The 23,127-nt window shown below is 64.0% G+C and carries 17 protein-coding genes; 6 read left to right on the top strand and 11 right to left on the bottom strand.

The genetic code is table 11. From position 1 onward, the window contains the following. Positions 1–125: 125 nt before the first annotated feature. From ABFD92_19340 to ABFD92_19330, 3 genes are all read right to left on the bottom strand, one after another. Positions 126–968 carry a PEP-CTERM sorting domain-containing protein gene (locus tag ABFD92_19340; GenBank protein MEN6506694.1) on the bottom strand — a complete coding sequence of 281 codons (843 nt, stop codon included), beginning with the start codon at positions 966–968 and terminating at the stop codon, positions 126–128. Next, a complete protein-coding gene (locus ABFD92_19335) occupies positions 965–1,735 on the bottom strand; it encodes a PEP-CTERM sorting domain-containing protein (protein ID MEN6506693.1) in 771 nt (256 codons plus the stop codon). Before ABFD92_19335 ends, ABFD92_19340 begins: the two co-directional genes overlap by 4 nt. Positions 1,736–1,858: 123 nt before the next feature. Beyond that, positions 1,859–2,482: a PEP-CTERM sorting domain-containing protein gene (locus ABFD92_19330; GenBank protein MEN6506692.1), complete on the bottom strand. Its 624-nt coding sequence runs from the start codon at positions 2,480–2,482 to the stop codon at positions 1,859–1,861. A gap of 795 nt (positions 2,483–3,277) precedes the next feature. Here ABFD92_19330 and ABFD92_19325 point away from each other — a divergent pair. Continuing rightward, positions 3,278–3,877 carry a DUF981 family protein gene (locus tag ABFD92_19325; protein MEN6506691.1) on the top strand — a complete coding sequence of 200 codons (600 nt, stop codon included), beginning with the start codon at positions 3,278–3,280 and terminating at the stop codon, positions 3,875–3,877. A gap of 56 nt (positions 3,878–3,933) precedes the next feature. On the opposite strand, the gene ABFD92_19320 is transcribed toward ABFD92_19325, so the two are convergent. The 4 genes from ABFD92_19320 to ABFD92_19305 form a co-directional block, all read right to left on the bottom strand. Continuing rightward, complete coding sequence (locus ABFD92_19320; protein ID MEN6506690.1) at positions 3,934–4,662, bottom strand: creatininase family protein; 729 nt, start codon at positions 4,660–4,662, stop codon at positions 3,934–3,936. Positions 4,663–4,688: 26 nt separating this feature from the next. Then, positions 4,689–4,862, bottom strand: a complete 174-nt coding sequence (locus ABFD92_19315; GenBank protein MEN6506689.1) for an antitoxin VapB family protein — start codon at positions 4,860–4,862, stop codon at positions 4,689–4,691. A gap of 40 nt (positions 4,863–4,902) precedes the next feature. Further along, complete coding sequence (locus ABFD92_19310; protein ID MEN6506688.1) at positions 4,903–5,394, bottom strand: HD domain-containing protein; 492 nt, start codon at positions 5,392–5,394, stop codon at positions 4,903–4,905. 92 nt (positions 5,395–5,486) lie between these two features. Beyond that, a complete protein-coding gene (locus ABFD92_19305; GenBank protein MEN6506687.1) occupies positions 5,487–5,987 on the bottom strand; it encodes a Mut7-C RNAse domain-containing protein in 501 nt (166 codons plus the stop codon). 308 nt (positions 5,988–6,295) lie between these two features. Here ABFD92_19305 and ABFD92_19300 point away from each other — a divergent pair, with 308 nt between their 5' ends. Next, positions 6,296–8,305: a PEP-CTERM sorting domain-containing protein gene (locus ABFD92_19300; protein ID MEN6506686.1), complete on the top strand. Its 2,010-nt coding sequence runs from the start codon at positions 6,296–6,298 to the stop codon at positions 8,303–8,305. A gap of 17 nt (positions 8,306–8,322) precedes the next feature. On the opposite strand, the gene ABFD92_19295 is transcribed toward ABFD92_19300, so the two are convergent. The 4 genes from ABFD92_19295 to ABFD92_19280 all read right to left on the bottom strand — a co-directional run bounded on the left by ABFD92_19295 (position 8,323) and on the right by ABFD92_19280 (position 15,165). Beyond that, positions 8,323–9,501, bottom strand: coding sequence for a glycoside hydrolase family 172 protein (locus tag ABFD92_19295; GenBank protein ID MEN6506685.1), 1,179 nt, complete (start codon positions 9,499–9,501; stop codon positions 8,323–8,325). A gap of 94 nt (positions 9,502–9,595) precedes the next feature. Then, on the bottom strand, positions 9,596–12,349 hold the full coding sequence (locus ABFD92_19290) for a GAF domain-containing protein (GenBank protein ID MEN6506684.1): 2,754 nt from the start codon (positions 12,347–12,349) through the stop codon (positions 9,596–9,598). Between the two features lie 680 nt (positions 12,350–13,029). Further along, positions 13,030–14,295, bottom strand: a complete 1,266-nt coding sequence (locus ABFD92_19285) for a DUF3863 domain-containing protein (protein MEN6506683.1) — start codon at positions 14,293–14,295, stop codon at positions 13,030–13,032. A gap of 396 nt (positions 14,296–14,691) precedes the next feature. Next, positions 14,692–15,165, bottom strand: a complete 474-nt coding sequence (locus ABFD92_19280) for a hypothetical protein (GenBank protein MEN6506682.1) — start codon at positions 15,163–15,165, stop codon at positions 14,692–14,694. A 663-nt stretch (positions 15,166–15,828) separates the two neighbouring features. Here ABFD92_19280 and ABFD92_19275 point away from each other — a divergent pair. The 4 genes from ABFD92_19275 to hemL all read left to right on the top strand — a co-directional run bounded on the left by ABFD92_19275 (position 15,829) and on the right by hemL (position 23,022). Beyond that, positions 15,829–17,082 carry a hypothetical protein gene (locus tag ABFD92_19275; GenBank protein ID MEN6506681.1) on the top strand — a complete coding sequence of 418 codons (1,254 nt, stop codon included), beginning with the start codon at positions 15,829–15,831 and terminating at the stop codon, positions 17,080–17,082. Between the two features lie 91 nt (positions 17,083–17,173). Then, positions 17,174–18,319: a hypothetical protein gene (locus ABFD92_19270; protein MEN6506680.1), complete on the top strand. Its 1,146-nt coding sequence runs from the start codon at positions 17,174–17,176 to the stop codon at positions 18,317–18,319. A 401-nt stretch (positions 18,320–18,720) separates the two neighbouring features. Further along, a complete protein-coding gene (gene leuS / locus ABFD92_19265; GenBank protein ID MEN6506679.1) occupies positions 18,721–21,507 on the top strand; it encodes a leucine--tRNA ligase in 2,787 nt (928 codons plus the stop codon). A 195-nt stretch (positions 21,508–21,702) separates the two neighbouring features. Continuing rightward, a complete protein-coding gene (gene hemL, locus ABFD92_19260; protein MEN6506678.1) occupies positions 21,703–23,022 on the top strand; it encodes a glutamate-1-semialdehyde 2,1-aminomutase in 1,320 nt (439 codons plus the stop codon). Positions 23,023–23,127 lie beyond the last annotated feature (105 nt).

Below are 23,127 nucleotides of genomic sequence, written 5' to 3'. Positions count from 1 at the left end.
CCATGGTTGTGCGATGAGCATCATGGCGACCTGCCTGCCGGCAGGCAGGCCCACCAGAAACAGAAACGTGTGTCGCCATGCCACCCGTCTCCTCTCCGTGGAACTCTGTTGCTCTGTGGCGAACTTTAGGCCGCTTGAGCCCTGTCGCAAGCTCCTGACGATCGCCGGCGGCGACGGATTAGGAGGGTCGCCGCGCCGGTCAACAGCAAGCCCAGCGACGCCGGTTCGGGAATAAGCTGCTTGTCCTTGCTGATGAAGTACGTGCCGCCCTTGGGGATCACCACGTCCCATTGGTACGCCCAGGCCAGATCTCCGGGCCCGACAGGCCCTGTCGCGCCGGAAAGGGTCGTCGCTGCCGCGTCGTTCAGGCTATCGAGAACGGCCGCCGTCAGATCCGCCTGGCAGAGGCTCGGGCGGGGGGTCACGACGGTCTCGGCGACCCTGTTGCCGCCGAGGGTCTGAATGGCCGTGTTGCCATTGACAACCTGCAGAGAGTCATTGACGCTCGATGCATTGAGGTTGATGTCGACGTACTGGAAGAAGTGCATGCTCAACGGCGCGCCGCTGGTGTTGGTGATGCCGATGACTTCAGCGATATCGCTGGTTCCGCTGCCCGCCGCCCCGCCGGTCAGAAGGAACGTCAGTTCGATCCTGACCTGGCTCGACGCGTAGCGGAGAAAAAGCGTTTCCGCCGAACCGTCGAAGTTGGTGTCGGTCAGCCCGCCGCCGGTGAAGGGCAGGGCGCTGACGCTCGACTCCGGGCCGCTGTCTCCGATGCGGTACCAGAACCACTGCATCGCCAGGTGATCGACGCCGTCCACCTTCCACTCGTACATCCCCGCGCCCCCGGTGGCGTCGACGGTGGCGGTCGAGTTAGCGTCGGCCAGGGTGAAGATCGCCGCTTGGCCTGGCACGGCTAGCCCCCCCAGGCCGGCCAGCAGGATGATTGATGTCAGCAGACGGTTCATGCGACACCTCCGATTCGACGGCGACGGATCACCGCCGCCAGGCTGCACACGGCCAGCAGGCTCATGGTGGCCGGTTCAGGGACGGTCACGAACGCGGCGTCGGAGCCAAACTCAGCCACGAGGCTATGGCCATTATTAAGGAATCCCAAGCCCAACAGATCGCTCGACAGTGTCAGGTCAAAGTTGATGCAGTCAGCCACGGCGCCCAATCCATCCAGACTTACCAGCGCCGGCGAGGTCACAATGCCGCCTTGCGGACCGTCCAGATTTGTCGGCCCGTCCATGTTGACGGGGCCGAACCTTGTCGAGGTGTGGGCTCGCATCGCCGAGATCACGTTGGTCAGCAGTGGGGAGCTTCCGCTGCCGCTGTTGCCAAATCCCCATTCGCCGCTGACATCCGCCCCGCCGGTCAACTGCACGGGGATACAGTCAAAGCTCACGCTCTGGCTGCCGGCGGCGATGGTGGCCGTCCCGCCGGTGATCGCCAGGCCCCCCAGGTCGAACGAAAGGCTCGTCAGGATCTGATCGGCGCTGTCGAACCAGCCCGGGACCGACGTCGACGTGTTGCGCAGCGAGATCTTCAGTGAATCCGGTGCGGCATCGTCCCAGAAAAACGTCGCCTGGGCCGACAGCCCCGCAAGCGGCATCCCGTCGTCGGTTGACTTGTTCAGAGTGTAGGTCTCGCTGATGACAGAAGCATTCAGTACCGAAGCGGCCACAAGCACCATCGTGATTCCCATCAGGCTGTTGATCTTGTTCGTCTTCACGGTCTTGCCTCCAGGGGCAATGGGCCCGATTCCCTCCTCGCCGGCCGCGAGCCTCGGACGGCGACACAAACTTGTGTTTGCTTCCAGAAGGGCAAGCTGTAGTTCAAACGGTTGGCACAAATCTCAGGCAACGTGGCGTCGGCTCAGCCGGCGCATGAAGACTCCCATGGAGCCCAGAACCATCATGCCGATGGTCGCCGGCTCGGGGATGCGCCCTTCGATGATGATGTCCTGCTTGGTCAGGCTGTCGAGCACGATCGGCCAGACGCTGGGGCTGTAGCTGGCGGGAATCGTCGCCAGCAGATTGTTCGCAGCGGTCGCCACGGCGGCATTGTTGCTGATGAAGAAGTGCCCGGCGGTCACGTCGAAGACCGAACCGGTCTCGTTGATCACTTCCCACAGCGCCGACTGCAGCGCCGAGGCGTCAATGCCGGTCACCACGGCAGGGGCGTATGTGTTGAACAGGTAGGCGACCATCCAGCCGTTGGCCAGCGTCGAAGCGCTTCGTTCCGTCACTTCGGTCGTGCCGGCGTAGTGGTTGAGGTCCACGCAGTAGCCCAGCACATCCTCGCCCTGGTAGTTGATCTTCATCTGCCCGGCGCCGGTTGTCAGACTGTTCGCCAGCGTTCCGACGCAGTTGATCTTCACCTGCGAGTTCAGGGCCTGGCCGTTGTACGTCATCACATCGGCAGAGGCCTGCATCCCAATCAGAGAAATCACGGCAGCACAAACCACAGCATGAGTCATGGTAATCTTCATTTTTGCCTCCAGGGGCAATGTGGCTCGATCCCTCCTCGCCGGCCGCGAGCCTCGGACGGCGACACTTCCTCTCTCTTCTGATGACGCCGCACCACGGCGGCGCCCCTCGCACATCTCCCTCACGATCCCTGGCCGTTCATGCGGCCGACCGAAACCTCCTCCTCCAGACAGCAGTGCTTTCCTTCCTTCCAGCGCCGCCGCGCACTGATCTTCCTCAAGCGGCGCTCCGCCACAGATCGCGGCACGGTTGCCGCTCGCCCTGCAAGACGAACCGCACCGGCCGCACCTCCTGACTCTCCCAGACGACCCCGGCGCCGGCGACACGCCGCCGTGTCGCCACCGGCGCCCCTCAGCGCCGATCCCCGCCAAGCCGCCTGGCAACGCAGCCCGGACGCCCGGGCGCGCCGGATGCATCCGCCGCGCCGCGGGGAAAAGGTCCAAGCCGCAAAGGGCTGAGTCGCGCGAAACGACCCCGGACCCGCCGCCGAAACGCCGGCAGAAACAACCGCACGCGCCACGCCGGCGAGCCTGGCGCCGACGCGCCGCAATCCGCTCCGAACAGGCGGGCGAACCGCAGCACGAAGGGCCAGACCCGCACAGCCGTCAAGCGCCCATGCCGCGTTGCCAGAAGGCCTCGCGTGACGCAACCTCGATCCGCCAGGCCATCTGCAGCAACCATACGATTCGCTTTCGCCCGGGCCAATTTCACCGCGAAAAAAGTGCAAAACCCCCTGCGCCAGCGACGAATCTGCCCGCCTAAGATACTCACGGAAGGAGAGGCTCATGTTCATCGATTACGTCACGTTGCTGCTGGCCAACATGACCGCTGGGCTGCTCGTGCTGGCGTGGTTCTACGCCCGCGGGCTGGGCAAGGAAGATACCAGATCATGGGCGCCGCCGTTCGCAGTCACCGGACTGATCGCCATGGCGGCGGGCTTGCACATGTGCTGGACCTGGCCGGTGCCCGGACCCTACAACAGCCTCTACGGCGAAATGTCCGTCCTCTTCGGGGCGGTGTATCTTGCCGCCGCGCTGGCCCTGGGCGCCGGCTGGAGCCTGAGGCCGACGTCCATCTATGCGTTCGTGGCCGGTTTGGCGGCGATCCTGCTCGGGGCGCGAATCATCCACCTGGACCTGACGCAGATGTCGCTGCTGTCAGGCCTGGGATTCATCCTCACCGGCGTCGGCGGAGTGCTGCTGGGCTTCGTGCTGTGCGTCCGCCAGTCGGCGACCCTTCGCACCCTGGCAGCGGTGGTGGTGCTTGCGGCAGCGGCTGTGTGGGCTTTGACGGCGGGCATGGCGTACTGGATGCACGCCGAGTCGTTCAAGGCCTATAACGCCCCCACCCCGACCACCGCGCCCGCGCCGGCGGCGGCGCAGTAGGGACCATGCGTGCGGACCTTGAACCGCTTGCGGCTTGGCAGTTGTTGAGCCTGCTCTTAAACCAGCCACCACTGCCCCGGCACGATCGCCGGCAGGTTGAAGGCGCGTTTCTCAGGCGGCAGCGAATTGAGCAGTTCCTGAGCCTTGCGTCCCAGTGCGTCGGCGGCCAGTTCCACGTTGCGCCGGCCGACTTCCGCCGACGCATGGCGGCGCGGATCGAGCCCGCCGATCCCGTGTGGCGGCGACATGTCGAGCGTGATCTCGCCCTCGCCCAACTCGCCCATCTCCACCAGATCGCTGTAGAAGAACATCATGTTCGACGTCTCCCACTTGGCCGCATGGTCGCTGTCGGATTCAGCGCACTTGCTGAGCGTCATCTCCCACAGGCCCACGCCCGCGCATTCGCCGTCGGCCGTCACGTCGGCCAGCGCGTTTTCGATCATCGCGACCTGCTCGGGGATGTTATGCCCCGAGACGCCGATGATCACGCGAAACCCGGTGGCCTTGAGCTGGGCGAAGAGCTGGCTGATCACCGGCACGAGATGCTGCTGGTCGAACCCGGCATGGAAGTACACCGGCGGGTACACCACGCCGCCGAACTTTTCGGCCGTCTTGACCAGGAACGCGTGGGCTTTGAGCGCGTCGTTGCCCAGCGGCAAATGCCGCCCGTGCCACTCGATCAGCCCGAACGGCACGTACACCACCGGAAACGCCCGAGCCGCAGCCTCAAGCTGACCGGGCCGAAGGAACTGCATCTGAACGCTCAGGGGCAGATCGCTTGTCATACTGGTTTCCTTGGAATCAACAACATTCAGATCTTTGCTGATCTAGCCGTCCGCGGAGTTATGCGGTTTTTTGAAAAGACCTGTGGCGATCGCCGACCCATCCGACGCTTGATCACTTTGCTAAAGGATTCTCCGGGTCGCTTATCAGCGGCAAGAAGATTGTATGCCTCAAGGTCTATCGTGATGTTCTTTCCCGACATGTCTTTCTTTTCTACCAGAGCAGAGCTTTCGCTGTCCCATTTATTCCCACCGCCGCCGCGCCAGCGCCTTTCCTGTGGGCGTGCGGAAGACTTCTTCGATCTTGGCGGCCAGCTCTTCGCGCGGCAACGTTTTGGCCGGGCCGGCGAGGTTCACCAGAGCGTCGGCGTCCCAGAGGATGCGGAACTCGGGCGTGTCGATGTCTTTGGCGCTGTGGTGCGAGCCGACAATGCGGCAGACGTGGTCGATGGCGCTCTCATCCATCCGCAGGTCCTGCATGATCCGCCGCGCCAGAGGCGGACCCTCGGACTCCTGCAACTGCCAGTCGCAGCGTCCGAACTTCCGCCGCGCCTCGGCTACGCCAATGTCGTGCAGGATGGCGGCGGCCTCGACGACCGTGGCGTCGCCGTCCTCGTCCTGGAGGATGGCCTGGGCGTATGCCAGCACGGCCAGGGCGTGCTCGATGTTGCCGCCGTCGTCGGCAAACTCGCGCCGCAAAGCGGCCAGCAACTGCCGGCGTAAGGAATCTTCCATGGCAGTATCCTCGTACTTTCGTCAAGGAGGGGCAAGGGGAAAGGACATAAGCGACTGCAGGGACTGCAAGGACCTCCGGGGCAGAATGACCCTTATCCCCCATCGGTTCCCGGTTCCCTATTCCCGGTTCCCAAACTTCCCAGCTTTGCCACGATTTTCTGCCAATGCGTCCCGTGCCACAAGAGTCTGCTGCAGCGCGTGCATCGCCAGAACTGGTCGCAGTTGCGGTACGCCAGCGGCGGGGCCTCGTCGGCCGCGGCGTGCTTGGGAATCTCCGCCAGCTCGCCGCCGCAGGCCATGCAGCGCGGCGGGCGCAGCGGCAGGGCCAGACTCCGCATCACGAACTGCAACTGCGTGAACTTGTCGAGCTGTCGCGGCACGAACAGCGCCGCCACGCCGCCGCCGCGGATGATATTGCGGTCGAACAGCGGACCGTCGCTGGAAAGAATGGTACGCCCCTGCCCCGCTGCGGCCGCGATGAGCTCGCCATCGTCGATCCCGTACTCGTACGCCGCGTCATACCCCGCCGCCCGCAGCCAGCGCGCCAGACCGCCCAGCATCGCGTCGCAGAAGAAGGCCGGCGGATTGTCCATGTCGTGCGCCGTCACTTTATTAAGGATACTCTTCCGCCGCCACTATCGCGAGACCGCCCGGGCAAAAGAGCCCGGACGGCCGCCTTAATTTCTTCTGGAATTTTGGAGAGAAGCCTCCTGCCGCGCTAGACTATTTTGCGATTGGCGGTTCATTTCAGCGCCAGCGCCGGACACATGGGTAGTTGCATCGGACATCGTGACTCTTTAGCCAGGGGCTTTGCGCAATGAACGGGAAGATGAAACGGGCGATCGTGTTCATGAAATCTCTCTTGGGGCCCCTTTCAAGCACACTCTGCCGGGGCGGGCTGATGACCGTTCTCTCGCTGATGGCGATAGCGATGGCGGCCCCGGTCGCCCGCGCCGAACCGGTTGCCGCCGATTCGTTCGACTACGCCGCCGGCGGGCTCAAGGGCGAAAACGGCGGATCGGGCGCCTGGAGCGGCGCCTGGGGCGGCGACAACCAGCCCATCGTGATCGTCCCGGGAACCCTGACGTACACTGATTTGCTGGGCAACACGCTGATGGCGGCCGGCGGGCACGTCGGCAGCACCGCATCGAGCACCAAGAACGCCGAGCGAAACCTCAGCAGCACCTGGGGCTCCGGCGGCACGACCGTCTGGCTCAGCGCGCTGATCGAGGGCGCCGCCGGATCGCAGAAGACCAACATCTCGCTGGGCGACAAGTTCTTCGTCGGACAGGGCAATGGTTCGGTCTCGCAGGCCAACTGGACGATCTACGACCAGGGCGGGCTGAAGTACAACTCCGGCGTCGCCGCTGGCGACAACCAGGACTTTCTCGTCGTCCAGATCGACTTCAAGGCCGGCGTTGAAACCGCCTGGCTCTGGATCAACCCGAACCTCGATGCCACGCCGGTCAAGAGCGCCGCCAGCAATGGCGCCTCGGGCACGAGTATCGCCGACTTCACGTTCAACCAGGTTGGCCTGTATTTCAGCCAATCCAACGACGGGTTCATCGACGAACTTCGCCTGGCCACGACGTACGCCGAAGTGGCGCCCCACGCGGCGCCGCTGAACGATACGGTCGTCACCGCCCCGGCCTCGCTGAACCTGGGGGGCATGCTCGTTGGGTATGACCCCGCGGCCGTCAACGTCGATCTGAATAAGACCGGCCTTCGCGCCACCACGTACTCCGCCGCATCCTCCGCCGGTCTAACGGTCACCGCCGACGGCAGCATCGCCGAAGGCAGTCAGACCGAGACGCTGGCGATCGACCTGACGACCGCGCCGGCGGGCTCGGGCGTCAGCGGGTCCAAGACGCTGTCGGTGACGATCGACAATCTGGCCGCCACCAGCGCCGCGTCCGGTCAGGGCAGCGACGACGCCGCCGACACGATTGCGGTGACGGCTCAGGTGTATCAGGCGGCGGCGGTATCGGCCAATACGGGCAAGTTGGGCGACGGCGGCCTGGCCACGGTCACCAATGCCGCCTCCAGCGACAACGGGGCCTTGGGCCAGCGGGCCAGCGCGGTTCTGGAGAGCTACCAGGTCAGCGGAGACGGCTGGTCGGTTGCGGGCCTGACCAGCGGCGTTACGCAGACGGGCGTGGTGACGACAACCGCCCAGGCCTTCAGCGGGACTGTGCAATTCGATGCGACCGGACAGCTCAACGGCTCGCACAAGGGCACGTTGACGATGCAGGTCGCGACGGACCCGGCGCTGCTGGGGGCGGACCTGCTCAGCGCGACCCAACTGGTCTGGTCGCTGCAGGAGGTGGTGACCGGCAACACCGGGCACCTGTCATCCGTAGTGGCGGCCGATATCGACCTGGGCGATCTGGAGGAAAAACTCTCCAGCATCAGCGACAAGTCTCGCGGCACGGTGGTGACGCTGCTGGATGGCATTTTCAGCTCGCAGCGCACCGTGCAGACGATCTGGCGCGACGCGGACGCCAACGATATCGCCTTGATCAGCGACGTGCTGACGCTGGGCGACACCAACGGCGACGTCTATGTGATGCAGCTTTCCTATGACGATTCGCTTCTGGGCGGCGACCTGCAAGAACGCACGCTGGCCTCGGCCGGCGGGCTGCGGATGGCCTGGAAGAATGGCAGCGGCCTGTGGGTCAATCCCGTCGACGGCAACTTCGGTGCGGGCAACACGCCGCTGTTCCGCGGGCTCGGGGCCTACGATGCAGCCGAGGACTTCACGCTGGGCTACTGGGGCGTCGACACCGACGCCAACGTCGTCTGGGCCGTCCTCGACCACAACAGCGAGTTCGCCGTCAGCGCCATTCCCGAGCCGACGACGCTGGCCTTCATCCTGGCCGGAGGCCTTCTGGCGCTGCTGCGCCGCAGGTGACCACCGGGGACCGATCTTCATACGTCCGCGCGCTCGGTGCCTTTGATGTCGGTTCGCAGGGCGCCGGTGCGATGATCCGGCGGCGCGAGGGGCGCGCCGCATCCGCCGGGGCGGTCGAGGTAGACGTATGCGGTGGCAGACCAGTCGTCCTGACGGAAGAAGTTGTACCACCCGTCGGGCAACGAGGCGTCGGCGGCGTCGGTGGGTTGGGTCGCCCGCTCCATCAGCGGGATGTACTGCTTGCCGTCGAGGGTCGCGCAGGTCACGGGAACCAGCGGCACGCCGCCGTGCTGGAGTTTGACGACGTGCTCGCGCATCGATCCGCCGATGGTCTGGATCGCCACGCGGCAGTTGCGGTAGAAGTAGATCGGGCTATCGGTGTGATAGCGGTAGAAGCAGTACTGGCGGGTGTCGGCCTCGGCGATGGGGCAGCCCTGCACGCGGTGGGCGAACTTGCCCAGCCCCCAGCTCGTGCCGACGTAATCCTCAAGCCCGGTCCCGCAGATGGTGGGAAGCTCGCTGTCGCCGTCGAGCCACATCTTGACCTCGCCCTCGCCGAACCATGCGTGCTGGTAGCGGCTGTCGACAATCACGCCGATATTGCAGCCGAGGAACCGTCCCGCGCCTTCGACGCGGGGCAGGATCTCGAAGTTGGCCCCCAGCGCGTTGGGGCGCTCGCGCCGCCAGTAGGCGTGCAGGTACATCACATCCTCGTCGTGGGGCACGTCGAGCAGGAGTTCCACGTCGTAGAACAGCGTCAGGTCCGCGGGCGACTCGTTGGTGACGGCGATGCGGGCCGCGCGGCGGAAGGGCATCGGCACGAAGCTCAGAAAGTTGCGCCCCTCGGGGTTGGCGAACAGCTCGCTCTCGAAAGCGGCCATGCGGCCCAGGCCCACGCCGAAGAAATCGCTCAGCGGCACCGCGACGGCGGGTTCGGCTTGGCCGTCCCACCACATCTCCAGGCGGCACGCCCGCAGCGTCTCGGGCGAGCGTTCGTTGAGGGTCAGCCAGATCCGCCCGATCAGTCCGCTGCCCTGGACGTCCAGCAGCGTGAGCGTCTGTCCCGCCGCCAGGCTCGCGCAAGGCGACCCTTTGGCCCCGCGGTTGGCGCGCCCGGCGGCGCCCGCGGCGGCCGAGGGATTCTCAAAACTCGCCCACCGCGACACCCGCGCGCCACCCTTACGAAACAGATCCATCGACAGACTCCCTTGCGTCAGGTTCAGTCGCCGGCACTTCCGGCGGCAGGGGGCATGATATCCGCCGCGGCGCGCCTGAGCGAGCCTTCAGCGTTCAGGCCGCGGCGCCGGCGGCGATCCGCTCGCACAGGGCGGCCAGGCGGGCCAGGCACAGCGAGGCGCCTTCGATTTCGCTCTGGCGGCAGTGCCACTCGAGTTGGCGGGCTTCGCTGGTCAGTGCGTCGTAGCCGTAGCTTCCGCCGGCGCCTTTGAGTTGGTGGGCCATCCGCCCCAGGGCGGGCCAGTCGGCTTTGCCCAGGGCGTCGCGCATCTCCTGGACGCGTGCGGGCAGCGAAATGGCGAAGTCGCGCACCAGGAGGCGGATGTCCGGGTCGTCGTGCATGGTCGACTGCAGCGCTCGCGGCGGAGCGGGTGCGGTTGCCTCGGCGTCGGGGGTGGTCATCCTGGCGACCGTCCCCACCAGCGCCTGGCGGTTGATGGGCTTGGTGACGTAGTCGGTGCATCCGGCGTCGATGCATTTCTTGCGGTCGCCGATCATGGCGTGCGCGGTTAAGGCCACGATGGGCGTCGCGATGCCCAGGCCTCGCAATATGGCGGTGGCTTGATATCCATCCATCTCGGGCATCTGCATGTCCATCAGGACGATGTCGTAGGATTGATTGCGGGCGCGGGCGGCTTGGACGGCGTCGACGGCGAGTTGTCCGTTGGCGACGATGTCGACGTGGGCGCCGGCCTTGCGCAGGATGGTCGCGATCAGGACCTGGTTGTCATATCCATCTTCGGCCAGCAGGAGTCGGATGTTGTTGAGGTTCGCTGCCGCGTCCGGGACGTTGCCGGCGAGGTGGGTCCGGGCGGGGGTCTGCTCAGGGCTGGCAATGACGGCGGCGGTGGCGACCGGTTGGGCCTGGATGGTCAGGGTGAAGGTGCTTCCCTGTCCGGGGCGGCTTTGGACGGAGATATCGCCCCCCAGGGTCTGGGCGAGCTTTCGGCAGATGGCCAGGCCCAGCCCCGTCCCGCCGAAGCGCCGGCTGGTGGAGGCGTCGGCCTGGGCGAAGGGGCGGAAGAGCCCGGCGATCTGGTCGTCGCTGAGACCGATGCCCGTGTCGCGCACCTGGCACTGCAGGACCGGACCGCCCGCCGCGTCCAGGTGCCGCACGAGCAGGTCGACGCGCCCGGACTGCGTGAACTTGACGGCGTTGGCCACGAGGTTGGTCAGGATCTGCCTGAGGCGCTGGGCGTCGCTCCAGATGGCCTGGGGCATGGGGTATTCGTACTGCGCCTCGAGGGTGAGGCCTTTGTCGATCGCCCGCACCCGCATCACCGAAAGCACTTCCTCGATGATCTGCACCGCCGGGCACTCGATCCGCTCGACCTGCATCTTGCCCGCCTCGATCTTGGACAGGTCCAGGATGTCGTTGATCAGCCCCAGCAGGTGCTCGGCGTTGCGATGGATCGTCTCCAGATGCTCGTGACGCGCGGCGACGACCTCGCTGCCGCATTTACAGGACGCCTCGCCGCAGTGCGACTCCAGCGACTCCCGCAGAAGGTCCGCAAAGCCCAGAATCGCCGTCATCGGCGTGCGGATCTCGTGGCTCATGTTGGCCAGAAACTCGCTCTTGGCGGCGTTGGCGGCCGCCGCTTCCACCGTCAGCTCGTTGGCCCGCTCAACGGCGCGTTCGAGTTGCTCATTGGTGCGGCTGAGCTCCTGTTCGACGCTGCGGCGATCGACGATTCTCCAGGTCGAGTCCATCAGCAGCGTCAACTGGCGAATGTCGGTCTCGTCATAGTCGCCGGGTTTGTTGGCCACCCCGACGACGCCCACGATCTCGCTGCCGCGCATGATCGGGACGGTGAGGTAATTGATCAGCGGCGCGTGACCGTGGGGGCAGCCCTTCTTGAGCGGGTTGGCCGCGGCGTAGTCGTTGACGAGAATGGCTCGGCGCTGGCGGACGGCCTCGCCCCACAGGCCGGTCTTGTCGAGCTGGTAGCGGGTCTGCTTCTCGACGATGGAACATTCGCTCATGACGCCCTTGGACCAGGTGTTGAGCGTGAACTCCCGCGTGCGTTCGTTGTAGAAGTAGATGTACCCGATCTTGCTGGCGGTCAGGGCGATGGCCTCGTCCAGAGCGTAGTCCAGCAGCTCCTGCGTGTCGGTGGACTCGCGCTGGACGATGCGCATGAGGCTTTCGAGGCGCGCCTCGTTGAGGCGCGAATCCTCCTCGGCTCTTCGCCGATCCGTGATGTCGAGGATGAACCCGTCGAGGAACATCGCGCGGGAATCGGCCCCGCGCACGGCCGTTCCCTTCTCGTACACCCATCGCACCTGCCCGTCGCGGCGGCAGAGGCGATACTGGATTTCCCAACCGGCGCCTTCGGCGGCGGCCTGGTTGATGGCGCGATCGACCTCAGCGGTGTCGTCGCGATGGATGATGCTCTCGTAGGTTCGGACGCTGTTGCCGACGAAGTCGCCCGGCGGATATCCGCTGAGGCGTTCGATCTCGTCGCTGATATACTGCATGGTCCAGTGCTTGTCCAGGCAGCAGCGGTAGGTCACCCCGGGGATGTTGGCCACCAGCGACTGGAACTGTTCCTGGCTGCACGTCAGTTGCCCCTGCGCCTCGCGGCGGGCGGTGTCGGTGCGGTCGATCGCTCGGGCGCTGCGCCAGACCAGGGCAGACAGCATCGCCGTCAGCACCAGCACCATCGCCGCCACGCCCCACTCGATCCCGATCCAGCCGTGATCGTGTACTCCGACCAGCAGCCATCCCAGCACCGGTGGGACCGTGAGCACCGCGGGCAATATGCGAAACAACAGCCGGCGGCCGGCGGCATTTTGACTGTGATCCATGCAGTTCCTCTGCCGACGACCCGCGCAATCGACAGCGCAAGTCATTCCCAAGGCGCCCAAGCCAACCTGTGGAGTACATCGGGCCGCTGGCGGAAAGACCTTAGGGAAAATTCCCATCCCCGCCCTTCAGTGGCGACAACGCATTTCACCTGCACCGCCGCCCCAAAGCGGTACGCGCTGTACCACAATTCCACTTCCTTGCACTTTGTTGTACTTTTCACAGCTACTTGCAGGGAAGGTAAGCTATTACTATTGCCTTATGATACACCAATCAGTGCTTACTAGTAGGCCAGCAGCCTCCGGCGAAATAGACAACGTCAGATTCCAGATTACCGTTACGCTCCGTCGTTAGCGGCGGGGCTTGCCCCGCGCGTTTGCCGCACGACGTGCCACGGACATGTTCCATGATTGCTGACCAGGCCACAGTCGAACATGAACCTTGTACCCTAAACCAGAAGCAACCTTGCCACAGAGGGCACAGAGACCACAAAGGTTTTGAAGATTGCGCCTCTGCGTCGTAGCACGGGCGTCTCCCCCCCGGGAGTCGCATGCCCGCTTCATCCTGAGCCTGTCGAAGGGCCCGGCCATGTCCCGGCAACCTGCACGGGCGGGACGCCCGTGCTACTCATGGGCAAGATGCCCATGCTAGTACCTGACGTCGTTAAAGCCCCTGACCCCCGTTAAAGCCATAGTTTCAGGTCTGGGTATTTGTGAAATATCAGATCTCTGTCCTCTTGAGCCAACTCGCGAAGTAACACGGGCTTGTCTTGCGGACGTGTCTGTTTCTGGTTGATTTGCCCCAGTAGACTCCAACGGCGAGTCATGTCGTGCGGCTCTTCAGCGGGTGCCCCATAGCGCGTAAAATCAATGATCTGCGATGGACCGTCGGTCTGGCACTCGCGCAGAAACGCAAGTCGGAAAGCCTTGTTCATAAACCAGCAGATCTCCTTGTCCTTGTCGGAGCCGCCTATGCCTGTTCCGCGTTGGACAAAGCGGTAATCGATGCGGTCGTTGTCTTTGAACTGTTGTCGCCAAAGCAAGCCGAAGTCGCCCTGTGTGAGGCATGCAGCATTCGGCCAGCGTCTACGGATCTCTGACAACCACTCCGTCAGCACTTCGAGGTGGCCGATCTGGTCGACCAGGCAGATTTCCCAGCAGCAGGTAACCCAGGCAAAACCGTTGCGGGATAGACTATCATCGAAATGCATCGCCGTCGTTGCCATGATCTGTTGCAGGCCAATTTCAGGGCCGAAAGCCCCGATGGTTTCAATAGGACCCACCCCCATGCGACTGTTGAAACCGTCCTTGAAACCTTCTCGTCTGGCAGCCAGAAAATCCATCGTCCAGCCGTCGAGATTAACACAGTCGATAAAATCGGCTGTTCCTTGCGCGGGTTTGCAGAAGTGCTCCATGGACGGATAATAGGGGTAACAGATTGATCCGTCCCCGTCCTGGTTGTCGATCGCGTATTGACTCCAGATGTTGCCCTGGCAGACGTGAATGTTCTCTTTCTCTGCCAGGTACTGTTGGTTTTCCGCGGATAGAAACCCTGCAACGATGCTTGTCGGGCGAAAGCCGTCGCCCATAAATTCAGACACGCGGAGCAGGCCTTCATGAAGATCACGATTGACCTGTTCCCGAGAGTTGTATGCATTCGCAAAATAGGCGCCGGGGATGAAGGTCACATCATCACCGTATTTGTTGTGGCACAGTTTGACGTAGTCTCGGATTGCCTGGTAGTTCTCTTCTTTACAGTGAAGCGCGCGCCAACTGAAGGCCCAAGTTATCCTTGCCTGCGGCCAGCCAGCGCAGACCGCCTCGCGGAATTGTGTGACTGACTCGAGAGTATGGCATCGAGTTTCATCAGCACCTTCGTTCTGTTCTCGGCTCACTTCGATTTGGTTGACGCGGACGATAGTGTTGAGCGTAAAAAATCGTCCTTCCATTACTGATTCTATCTGCATATGTTATATCCACACCTGTCCAGGATAACGCCTCGGGAACTTAGGGCAAAAGTCTGGTTCGCATCCGCAGTATACGCGGGATTCTAGTAGTGTCAATGTCTGGTAACGGCCTGGTGATGGTTCTGAATGGCCTTTCCTGCATCCGGACAGGCATTGAGAGAGCGGCAATCGCTAAAAACAGGGCCATCGAGCACAGGTCGACTTTGCACTCCCGAAGGCGGCGGAAACGCCTTAACTTAGGGCCATTGGGGACAGTCGCCTATCAGTGCTCCCACAGAAATTGGGCGGCTTCGCCCTTTGCTCGGCGCCTGCGCTGCGTTTAGGGCCATTGATATCTGTCCCACTGGTCGCGCTTTCTGACACCCCACCAGTCTCAAGTCAGGGTGTCTTGATTACCTTCCAGCCGCCAAGTCGCCCCGAAAAGTCCTTACTGAAAACGACTCGCAATTCCACTTCAATCCAGTTCTTGCCACTCGATTGAATGGGTAAGGCTTGCTTGAAATATTCGGGATCCCAATCATCATTCTCGACAAGGCGGCCGTTGCCCACACCCAGTATCGCGACGCCGCTCTTGTGGGCTAGTACACTGACATTCGTGGCGGGAGATACCGAAAACTCCTTCATTGTTTTGCCCGGGGAAGGTCGGCATCGACCATTCCCAGGCAAGCCAGGTCTGACTCCAGGACCATATCGAATCTCACCTTTCTCCGAGTAGAAGACTACCTCCCCCCGCTCAACAAAGATGTTACTATACATAATCTCGCCGTAGCTATCGAGATTGATAAGCTTCAAAGAGCAGTTGATAGTTTGACCGGGGACGGGGCGTGAGAATAGGCCATCAAGCTTTTCCACTCGCGCAGAGCCCGGAAATGTTGGTACACGGATGGTTATCCTTCCGACCGGCTGCGTCGTAGTCGCCTCTCTTACGCTGGCCCTTTTTTCGCAGCCTAGGCAGGATATGATCGCAGAGATTCCTATTAGACCGAGTATTCTGGAGAAGGCCATGCGTTATAGTCCTAGCTGATCGATGATCTTGCCAAGGACCCGATCTGGAACCACAACAGGCACGGGCTGCGGTCCAAAGGGGCTTGGATTTGCTTTTTTATAATTGGCCACTCCTGCCTTATTCAACCATGTTTTGATTATTGTAACAGCAGTGGTACATGCAGTTAGACGTACGAGAGCCCGATTTCTTTTGAGAAATTGAAGAATGTTTCAACGGGACACGGACGGGGACACGCACAACGGAGTTGTGCGTGGCACCGGTCCGGGGGGAGCATGGGCGAGACGCCCATGCCACAAAGACACGGGACACGGGCGGGTCCTTCGGCGGGCTGAGGATGGAACGGCTATGCACGAGACGGGGAGCATGGGCGGGACGCCCATGCCACACGGCGGCAGGCCTGATGGGTCGGATTTTGCGCTGGCGGGGTGGGCGGGTCATGTTATACTTCTGGTGCGGTCTGATGGGGGGCGCGGGATGGGTTGTACCTGCGATCGGCCGCGGAGCCAACCATGCGTAGGCTGGTTTTACTCCTAAGCTTGATATTCGTCTGCCCGGCTTTGTCGTCGGCGGACCAGGTTGTCACTTCAGACGGCCGCACGTTCAGCGGAAAAGTCACTGTCGAGGGCGAATCGGTCACCATTGAGATGCCTTACGGCAGTCTGACGCTTCTGCGGTCGAAAGTGGCCCGCATCGAGATCCAGGAGACGCCCGAGGAGCAGTTGGCGTATCGTCTCAAGGAGATCGACCCCAAGAGCGAGACCGAACTGCTGGGCGTGGGGCTCTGGGCGGCCCGACAGGGGCTTGACCGGCAGGCCCGCAAGATATTCCAGCAGGTGCTCGACCTCAATGCGGAAAATCTTCAGGCCCGCCAGGGTCTGGGCTACGCGCGGATCGACAACGCCTGGGTCGAGTTCGACAAGGCTGTCGAACTGGCCCGCAGCCGCCTCGAGGCCGGCGACGTGTCGGCCCTGACCGGTCGAATCCTTCCGGCGATTCGCCAGATCGCCCGCGGCGCCGAACAGCAGATTCTCGTCGACGACCTGGCCGGGCAGGCCCAGCTCCGCGGCGGCAACTTCAACGAAGCCGCCAAGATCTACGCCGCCCTGGGCGCCAAAGGCAAAGACAGCCGCTATCTGCGCTTCGCCGCCATCGCCGAGATTCTCACGGCCAACGCCGACGGCATGTACGTGCTGACCGAACCGTACCCGCCCAGCGCGGGTCTGATGGGTCGCCAGGCGCAGGTGCAGGCCGGACCGGCTTCGCTGAGCCGTCCCATCGTCGTCGAGGCGGCCCTGAAGGACCTCGCCCGCCGGCGCATGGAGGCGGGCAAGAAGCTCCTGGCCGAAGCCAAAGATGCCCAGGCGACCAACAAGACCCTGGCCGAGAACAAGTTCACCGCCGCGGCGAAGTCGTTCGAGGCCGCCGACGCCCTCGTGCCGGACATCACGCGAAGCTATCGCGTCGAGATCACGCGCCTCCGCATCGTGACCATTCGCCAGCAGGTCGACGCCGACGCCAAACGTTTCGACGCCGCGATGGCGGCCCTGGGCAACAAGAACATGTCCAAGAACGACTACCGCGAGTCGGTCATGAAGCTCATCCACCATGTCAACGCCGTCCGCGGCTCGCTGACGGAGATCATGGAACTGGCCAAACCGTACCGCCGCGAGCTCGTGCTGGAAATCCAATGGGCCCAGGCCGACCTGAAGAAACTCACCGCCATGCGGGACCTGCTGGTGGGGGAACTTGATGACGCCGGCTAACAAGACAAGGTGGCACAGGCTTTCTAGCCTGTGTAAGCACAGCCTGGAAAGGCTGTGCCACCGCAGACACAGCCTGGAAAGGCTGTGCCACGTGCTGGCGCTGGCCCTGGCGGCCGGCGTGTGTACGGCGGCCGCCCTGACGCCGAGCGAGCCCTCGCCCGTCCAGTCGGCGCTGGAGCATTTGCGTCAGGGGCGCTACGCCCGGGCGACGGCCGTCGTCGACGACCTGCTCTCGCAGCCCGGCGCGCCGGGTCGGGCGTGGATCATCGCCGCCGAGTGTTATCAGCGCCAGAACCAGACCGCCAAGGCGCTGGACGCTTATCAGCAGTTCCTCAAGGCCTGCGACTCGACGCAGACCCGCGCGTATGTGCTTGAACAGATGCGCCGCTGCCGCGAAGGCTCCGCCGCCCGCCGCCCCGGGCTGCCCAGCGCCGCCCTGAGCGAGCAGCAGAGGAAGAATCTTGCGGCCGTCGGCTCGGCGGTCACCCGCACGAGCCGCCACTTCGCCGTCCACGCCCGCAATGCGGACCTTGCGGCGCTGATCGCGGATCTGGCCGAAGCAAGCCTGCGTCGCATCTGCGGCGACCTGCTGCCCCACGAGTATCCGCACGTCGTTGACATCAACGTCTGGGTCGACAAGAACGACTACGCCGCCAACGCCCCCGGGGCGCCGGAGTGGTCGGGCGGGCGATTCAGCCTCACCACGGCCGGCGGCGTCGTCACCCGTCGGATCGACCTGACGCAGCTCAACGAGGACCGCACCCTCAGCACCGTCACCATCGACCGCGTGCTGCCCCACGAAACCTGCCATCTCGTGCTCAAGGAATACTTCGGCGACGCGCCGTGCCCGCTGTTCCTCAACGAAGGCCTGGCCATGCTGGCCGAACCGGTCGTCGACAACGACCGCCTGCTGCTGGCGGCGGCGGCTTTGAGCGACGACGACGGCATCAGCATGGACAAGCTCCTGCTGATGGACCAGAGCGACATGGAACACCGCGGCACGTTCTACGCCCAGAGCCTGAGCCTGACGCAGTTCCTGCACAGCCGCCTGGGCCGCGAGCAGTTCTCGGCGTTTCTGGACAATCTCAAGGAAGGATGCACCGTCGCCGACGCCCTGGAGCGGACGCTGTGCGTCCCGCCGGACCCCAACTTCCTCGAAGGCCTCTCGGCCGCCTGGCAGACCTACGCCCTCCAGCAAGGCCAGGACCTCCACGCCCTGGAGACCGCCTCGCGCTGACAGATCAGAGACCGGGGAGTGCGGGATTACGCGGATTAAGAGGATTTTTAAAACAGGATTGAGGATTGGAGACATTGCGATTGGGGCTTCTGTCTGGCCGATCCCGCGATCTGCGTGTTCCTGATCTTTGTCTTAATCCTCTTAATCCTTTCAATCCGCGTAATCCCGCACTCCCCGTTCTCCGGCCAGGAAAGAAACAACCGACGACGACGACGAGGACGAGGACGAGGACGAGGACGAAACAAACGCTCCCCGATCCGGCACTCCCCGTCCCAATCCCCGTTTAGTAACTCCTCTTGTCTTAATCCTCTTAATCCCCTCAATCCCGTCCCAATCCCGCACTCCCCGTCCCCGTCCCCGTCCCCGTTGACTTAGCCACGCAATCGTCGTAGAAACAAGCCATGCGTGGATATGACTTTGCAGCGATCGAGACGAAGTGGCAGAAATACTGGGCCGACAAAGGCACGTTCTGCCAGGTCAACCCCGGCGATGCGGGCTTTGAGAACAAGCCCAAGCTTTACGTGCTGGACATGTTTCCCTATCCCAGCGGCGCGGGGTTGCACGTCGGGCACCCGGAAGGCTACACGGCGACCGACATCGTCGCCCGATGGGCGCGCATGTGCGGGTACAACGTGCTGCACCCGATGGGGTACGACGCCTTCGGTCTGCCGGCCGAGCAGTACGCCGTCGAACACGGCGTGCATCCGCGCGTGACGACCGAGGCGAACATCGCCAACATCGAGCGGCAGATCAAGATGTTCGGCTTCTCCTACGACTGGTCGCGCCGCCTGGCGACGACCGACGAAGACTACTACCGCTGGACGCAGTGGATCTTCCTGCAGTTGTTCAATAGCTGGTACGACGCGGCAGCGCAGCGGGCGCGGCCGGTCGCTGAGCTGATCAACGCCCTGGAAAACGGCCAATACATGGTGGACCTGTCGGGGGCCCCGGTTCCCAATCCGGTGGAGGGGCTCGATCCGGTCTTCGGCGAGGCGGCGGGGCTGAAGAAATGGCAGGAGCTGACGCCCGCCCAGCAGCGCGACGTGATCGACGGCCAGCGCCTGGCGTACATGGACGAGGTGCCCGTCAACTGGTGCCCCAAACTCGGCACGGTGCTGGCCAACGAGGAGGTCACCAACGAAGGGCGCAGCGAGCGGGGCAACTATCCCGTCTACCGCCGCGCGCTCAAGCAGTGGATGCTCCGCATCACCGCCTACGCCGAGCGCCTGCTGGCCGACATCGAGACCGTCGAGTGGCCCGAGCCGATCAAGATCATGCAGCGAAACTGGATCGGCAAGAGCATCGGGGCCGAGGTCATCTTTGAGATCAATGGCTACGAAGATGAACTGGTCGTCTACACCACGCGGCCGGATACGCTCTACGGGGCCACCTACATGGTGCTGGCGCCGGAGCATCCGCTGGTGATGCAGATCACCACGCCCGACCAGCGCCACGCGGTCGAGAGCTACATCGCGGCCTCGGCGCAGAAGTCCGAACTCGAGCGGACGGCCGAGTCGAAAGACAAAACCGGCGTCTTTACCGGCGCCTACGCGATCAACCCCATCAACGACGCGCGCATCCCGATCTGGGTGGCGGACTATGTAATGATGGGCTACGGCACCGGCGCGATCATGGCTGTGCCCGCCCACGACACGCGCGATTACGAGTTCGCGCAGAAGTTCAACCTGCCGATCGTGCAGGTGGTGGCCCCGCCCGAAGGGGTCGATTGGCATGGGTACGTCGGCAACGGCACGGCCGTCAATTCAGGACTCTACGACGGTCTGCCCACGCAGGAGTTCAAGAAGCGCATCACCGAATGGCTGGCCGAAAACGGCTTGGGCAAGCGCGCGGTGAACTACAAGCTGCGCGACTGGTTGTTCAGCCGGCAGCGGTACTGGGGCGAGCCGTTCCCGATCGTCCATTGCGAGACCTGTGGCGCGGTGGCCCTGGGCGAGGATCAGTTGCCCCTCGAACTGCCGGAGATGGACGACTTCACGCCCATGTCCAGCGACGACCCGTCGGCGCCGCCCTCGCCGCCGCTGGGCAAGCTCACGGACTGGGCGGCGACCACCTGCCCGGTCTGCGGCGGGCCGGCTACGCGAGAACTCAACACCATGCCCCAGTGGGCCGGGAGCTGCTGGTACTACCTGCGCTACCTCGACCCCGACAACGATAACCGCTTCGTCGGCCGCGACATCGAGAAGTATTGGATGTCGCCCTCTGAAACGAACGCCTCCGGCGGGGTGGACCTGTACGTCGGCGGGGCCGAGCACGCCGTGCTGCATCTGCTGTACTCGCGGTTCTGGCACAAGGTGCTGTTCGACCTGGGGCACGTCTCGACGAGCGAGCCCTTCGGCAAGCTGTTCAACCAGGGTATGATCACCAGCTTCACCTACCGCGACCGCCGTGGCGTGAGCATGCCCTACGACGCTATCGACTTTACCGGCGACAAGCCCATCCTCAAGGCCACCGGCGAGGAGCTGGCCATCAGTGTCGAGAAGATGTCCAAGGCCCTGAAGAACGTGGTGAACCCCGACGACGTGATCGGCCAGTACGGGGCCGACACCTTCCGCCTGTACGAGATGTTCATGGGCCCCCTCGACGCCTCCAAGCCCTGGAACACCCGCGACGTGCCCGGCGTACACCGTTTCCTGCAGCGCGTCTGGCGGATGATCGCCGGCGCCGAGGAGAATGCGCCGCTGCTGTCGGCCGAGGCGCCCGACGAGCAGGTCGAGCGGGCGCTGCACCGCCTGATCAGGAAGGTCGGCGAAGACTACCGCGCGATGAAGTTCAACACGGCTATCGCCGCCATGATGGAGTTCGTCAACGCGGTCTTCAAAGCCGGGCGCATCACGGGCGACCAGGCCGGGCGCTTTGTTCTGCTGCTGGCGCCAATGGCCCCGCACATCGCCGAGGAACTCTGGCAGGTGCTCGGCCACGAGGGCTCGCTGGCGTACGAAGCGTGGCCGGCATTCGACGAGGCGATGATCGTTGAGAACACTGTCGAGTTGGCCGTGCAGGTCAACGGCAAGATGAAAGCCCGCATCACCGCGCCCGCCGACGCCGCTGAGGCCGACGTGATCGCCGCCGCCCTGGCCGAACCCGCCGTCGCCGCGGCGGTTGAAGGCAAGCAGGTGCTCAAGAGGATCGTCGTGCCGGGCCGGTTGGTGAATCTGGTGGTGAAATAAGTTCGAAGTTCGAAGGTCGAAGTTCGAAGTGGATGGGTGGCATGGCGACGCGCGTTGTTGTTTTTTGCGGGTCGCCATGAGGACCCGCAGTGAAGAGTTAGCGGCGGAGCTTGCTCCGCGCGGTTGTTCGGTCAGCGAAAAACCACGTCGAGCAAGCTCGACCGCTAACATTCCGGTGCTTTGGGCGACTTACATATGACTCATCGTGAAGAAAAATCCAAAGCTGCTTTTGCCCGTGCATGCAAGGTACTCGTCGGCGGGGTCGACTCGCCGGTGCGGGCGTTTGCGGCCGTGGGGGGCACGCCGCCGGTGATCGCCCGGGCGCGGGGCGCCCGCATTACGGACATCGACGGCAACACGTATATCGATTACGTCGGCAGCTACGGTCCGGCGATACTCGGCCACGCGGCGGAGCAGGTCACCGCGGCGGTGGCCAAGGCGATCCAGAATGGCGCGAGTTTCGGAGCGCCGACCGAGAGCGAGACGCTGCTGGCCGAGGCGGTGATCGCGGCGTTTCCGTCGATTCGCAAGGTCCGGTTCGTCTCCAGCGGGACCGAGGCGGTGATGTCGGCCGTCCGGTTGGCGCGGGGCGCCACGCGGCGCGACAAGATCGTCAAGATCATCGGCTGCTATCACGGTCACAGCGACGCGCTGCTGGTCAGCGCCGGCAGCGGGGCGTTGACGCTGGGCATGCCCTCCAGCCCGGGCGTGCCCCGCGGCGCCACGGCGGACACGCTGCTGGCGCACTACAACGACCTCGATGCCGTCAAGGCGATGCTGGCCTCGCAGGGCGAAACAATCGCCGCGGTGCTGGTCGAGCCGGTGGCCGGCAACATGGGCGTCGTGCCGCCGGCGCCGGGATATCTGCAGGGCCTGCGCGACGCGTGCGATTCCTGCGGAACGCTGCTGATCTTCGACGAGGTGATGACGGGCTTTCGCGTGGCGTACGGGGGGGCGCAGAAGCTCTACGGCGTGCGGCCGGACATCACCACGCTGGGCAAGATCATCGGCGGGGGCCTGCCGGTGGGGGCCTTTGGCGCCTCTGAAGCGATCATGGCCAACCTCGCTCCGGAGGGACCGGTCTACCAGGCGGGAACGCTCTCGGGCAACCCGGTGGCGATGGCCGCGGGCCTGGCGACGCTGTCGGCCCTGCGGGCGGAAGGATTTTATGAGAAGCTCGACATCGCTTCGTCGCACCTGGCCGCGGGGTTGTCTCGTGCCGCCGCCGGCGCGGGATGGAAAGACCAATGCTGCCTCAACCGCGTCGCCAGCATGATGACGCCGTTCTTCGCCGCCCCGCCCGTGAGCGACTACCGCCAGGCGACTGCCGCCGACACGCGGGCATTCGCGGCGTTCTTCCACGCGATGCTGGACGAGGGGGTCTACATCGCCCCAAGCCAGTACGAGGCGATGTTCGTCTCGGCGGCCCATACCGACGCCGATATTGCCGCAACCATCGCCGCGGCGGAAAAAGCCTTCGCGGCTGCAGCAGTAGCACGGGCGTCTCGCCCGTGAGTCGCATGGGCGTCCCGCCCATGCTCCCCGTCGGGTGCTGCGATCATGGCGACCCGCTGAACAACGCGTGTCGCCATGCCACCCATTCTTCCAACATTCCATTCT

This window comes from Planctomycetaceae bacterium, assembly GCA_039680605.1.
In the GTDB taxonomy this organism is placed as follows: Bacteria; Planctomycetota; Phycisphaerae; order SM23-33; family SM23-33; genus JAJFUU01.
This window is presented reverse-complemented; position numbering and strand designations above follow the sequence as displayed.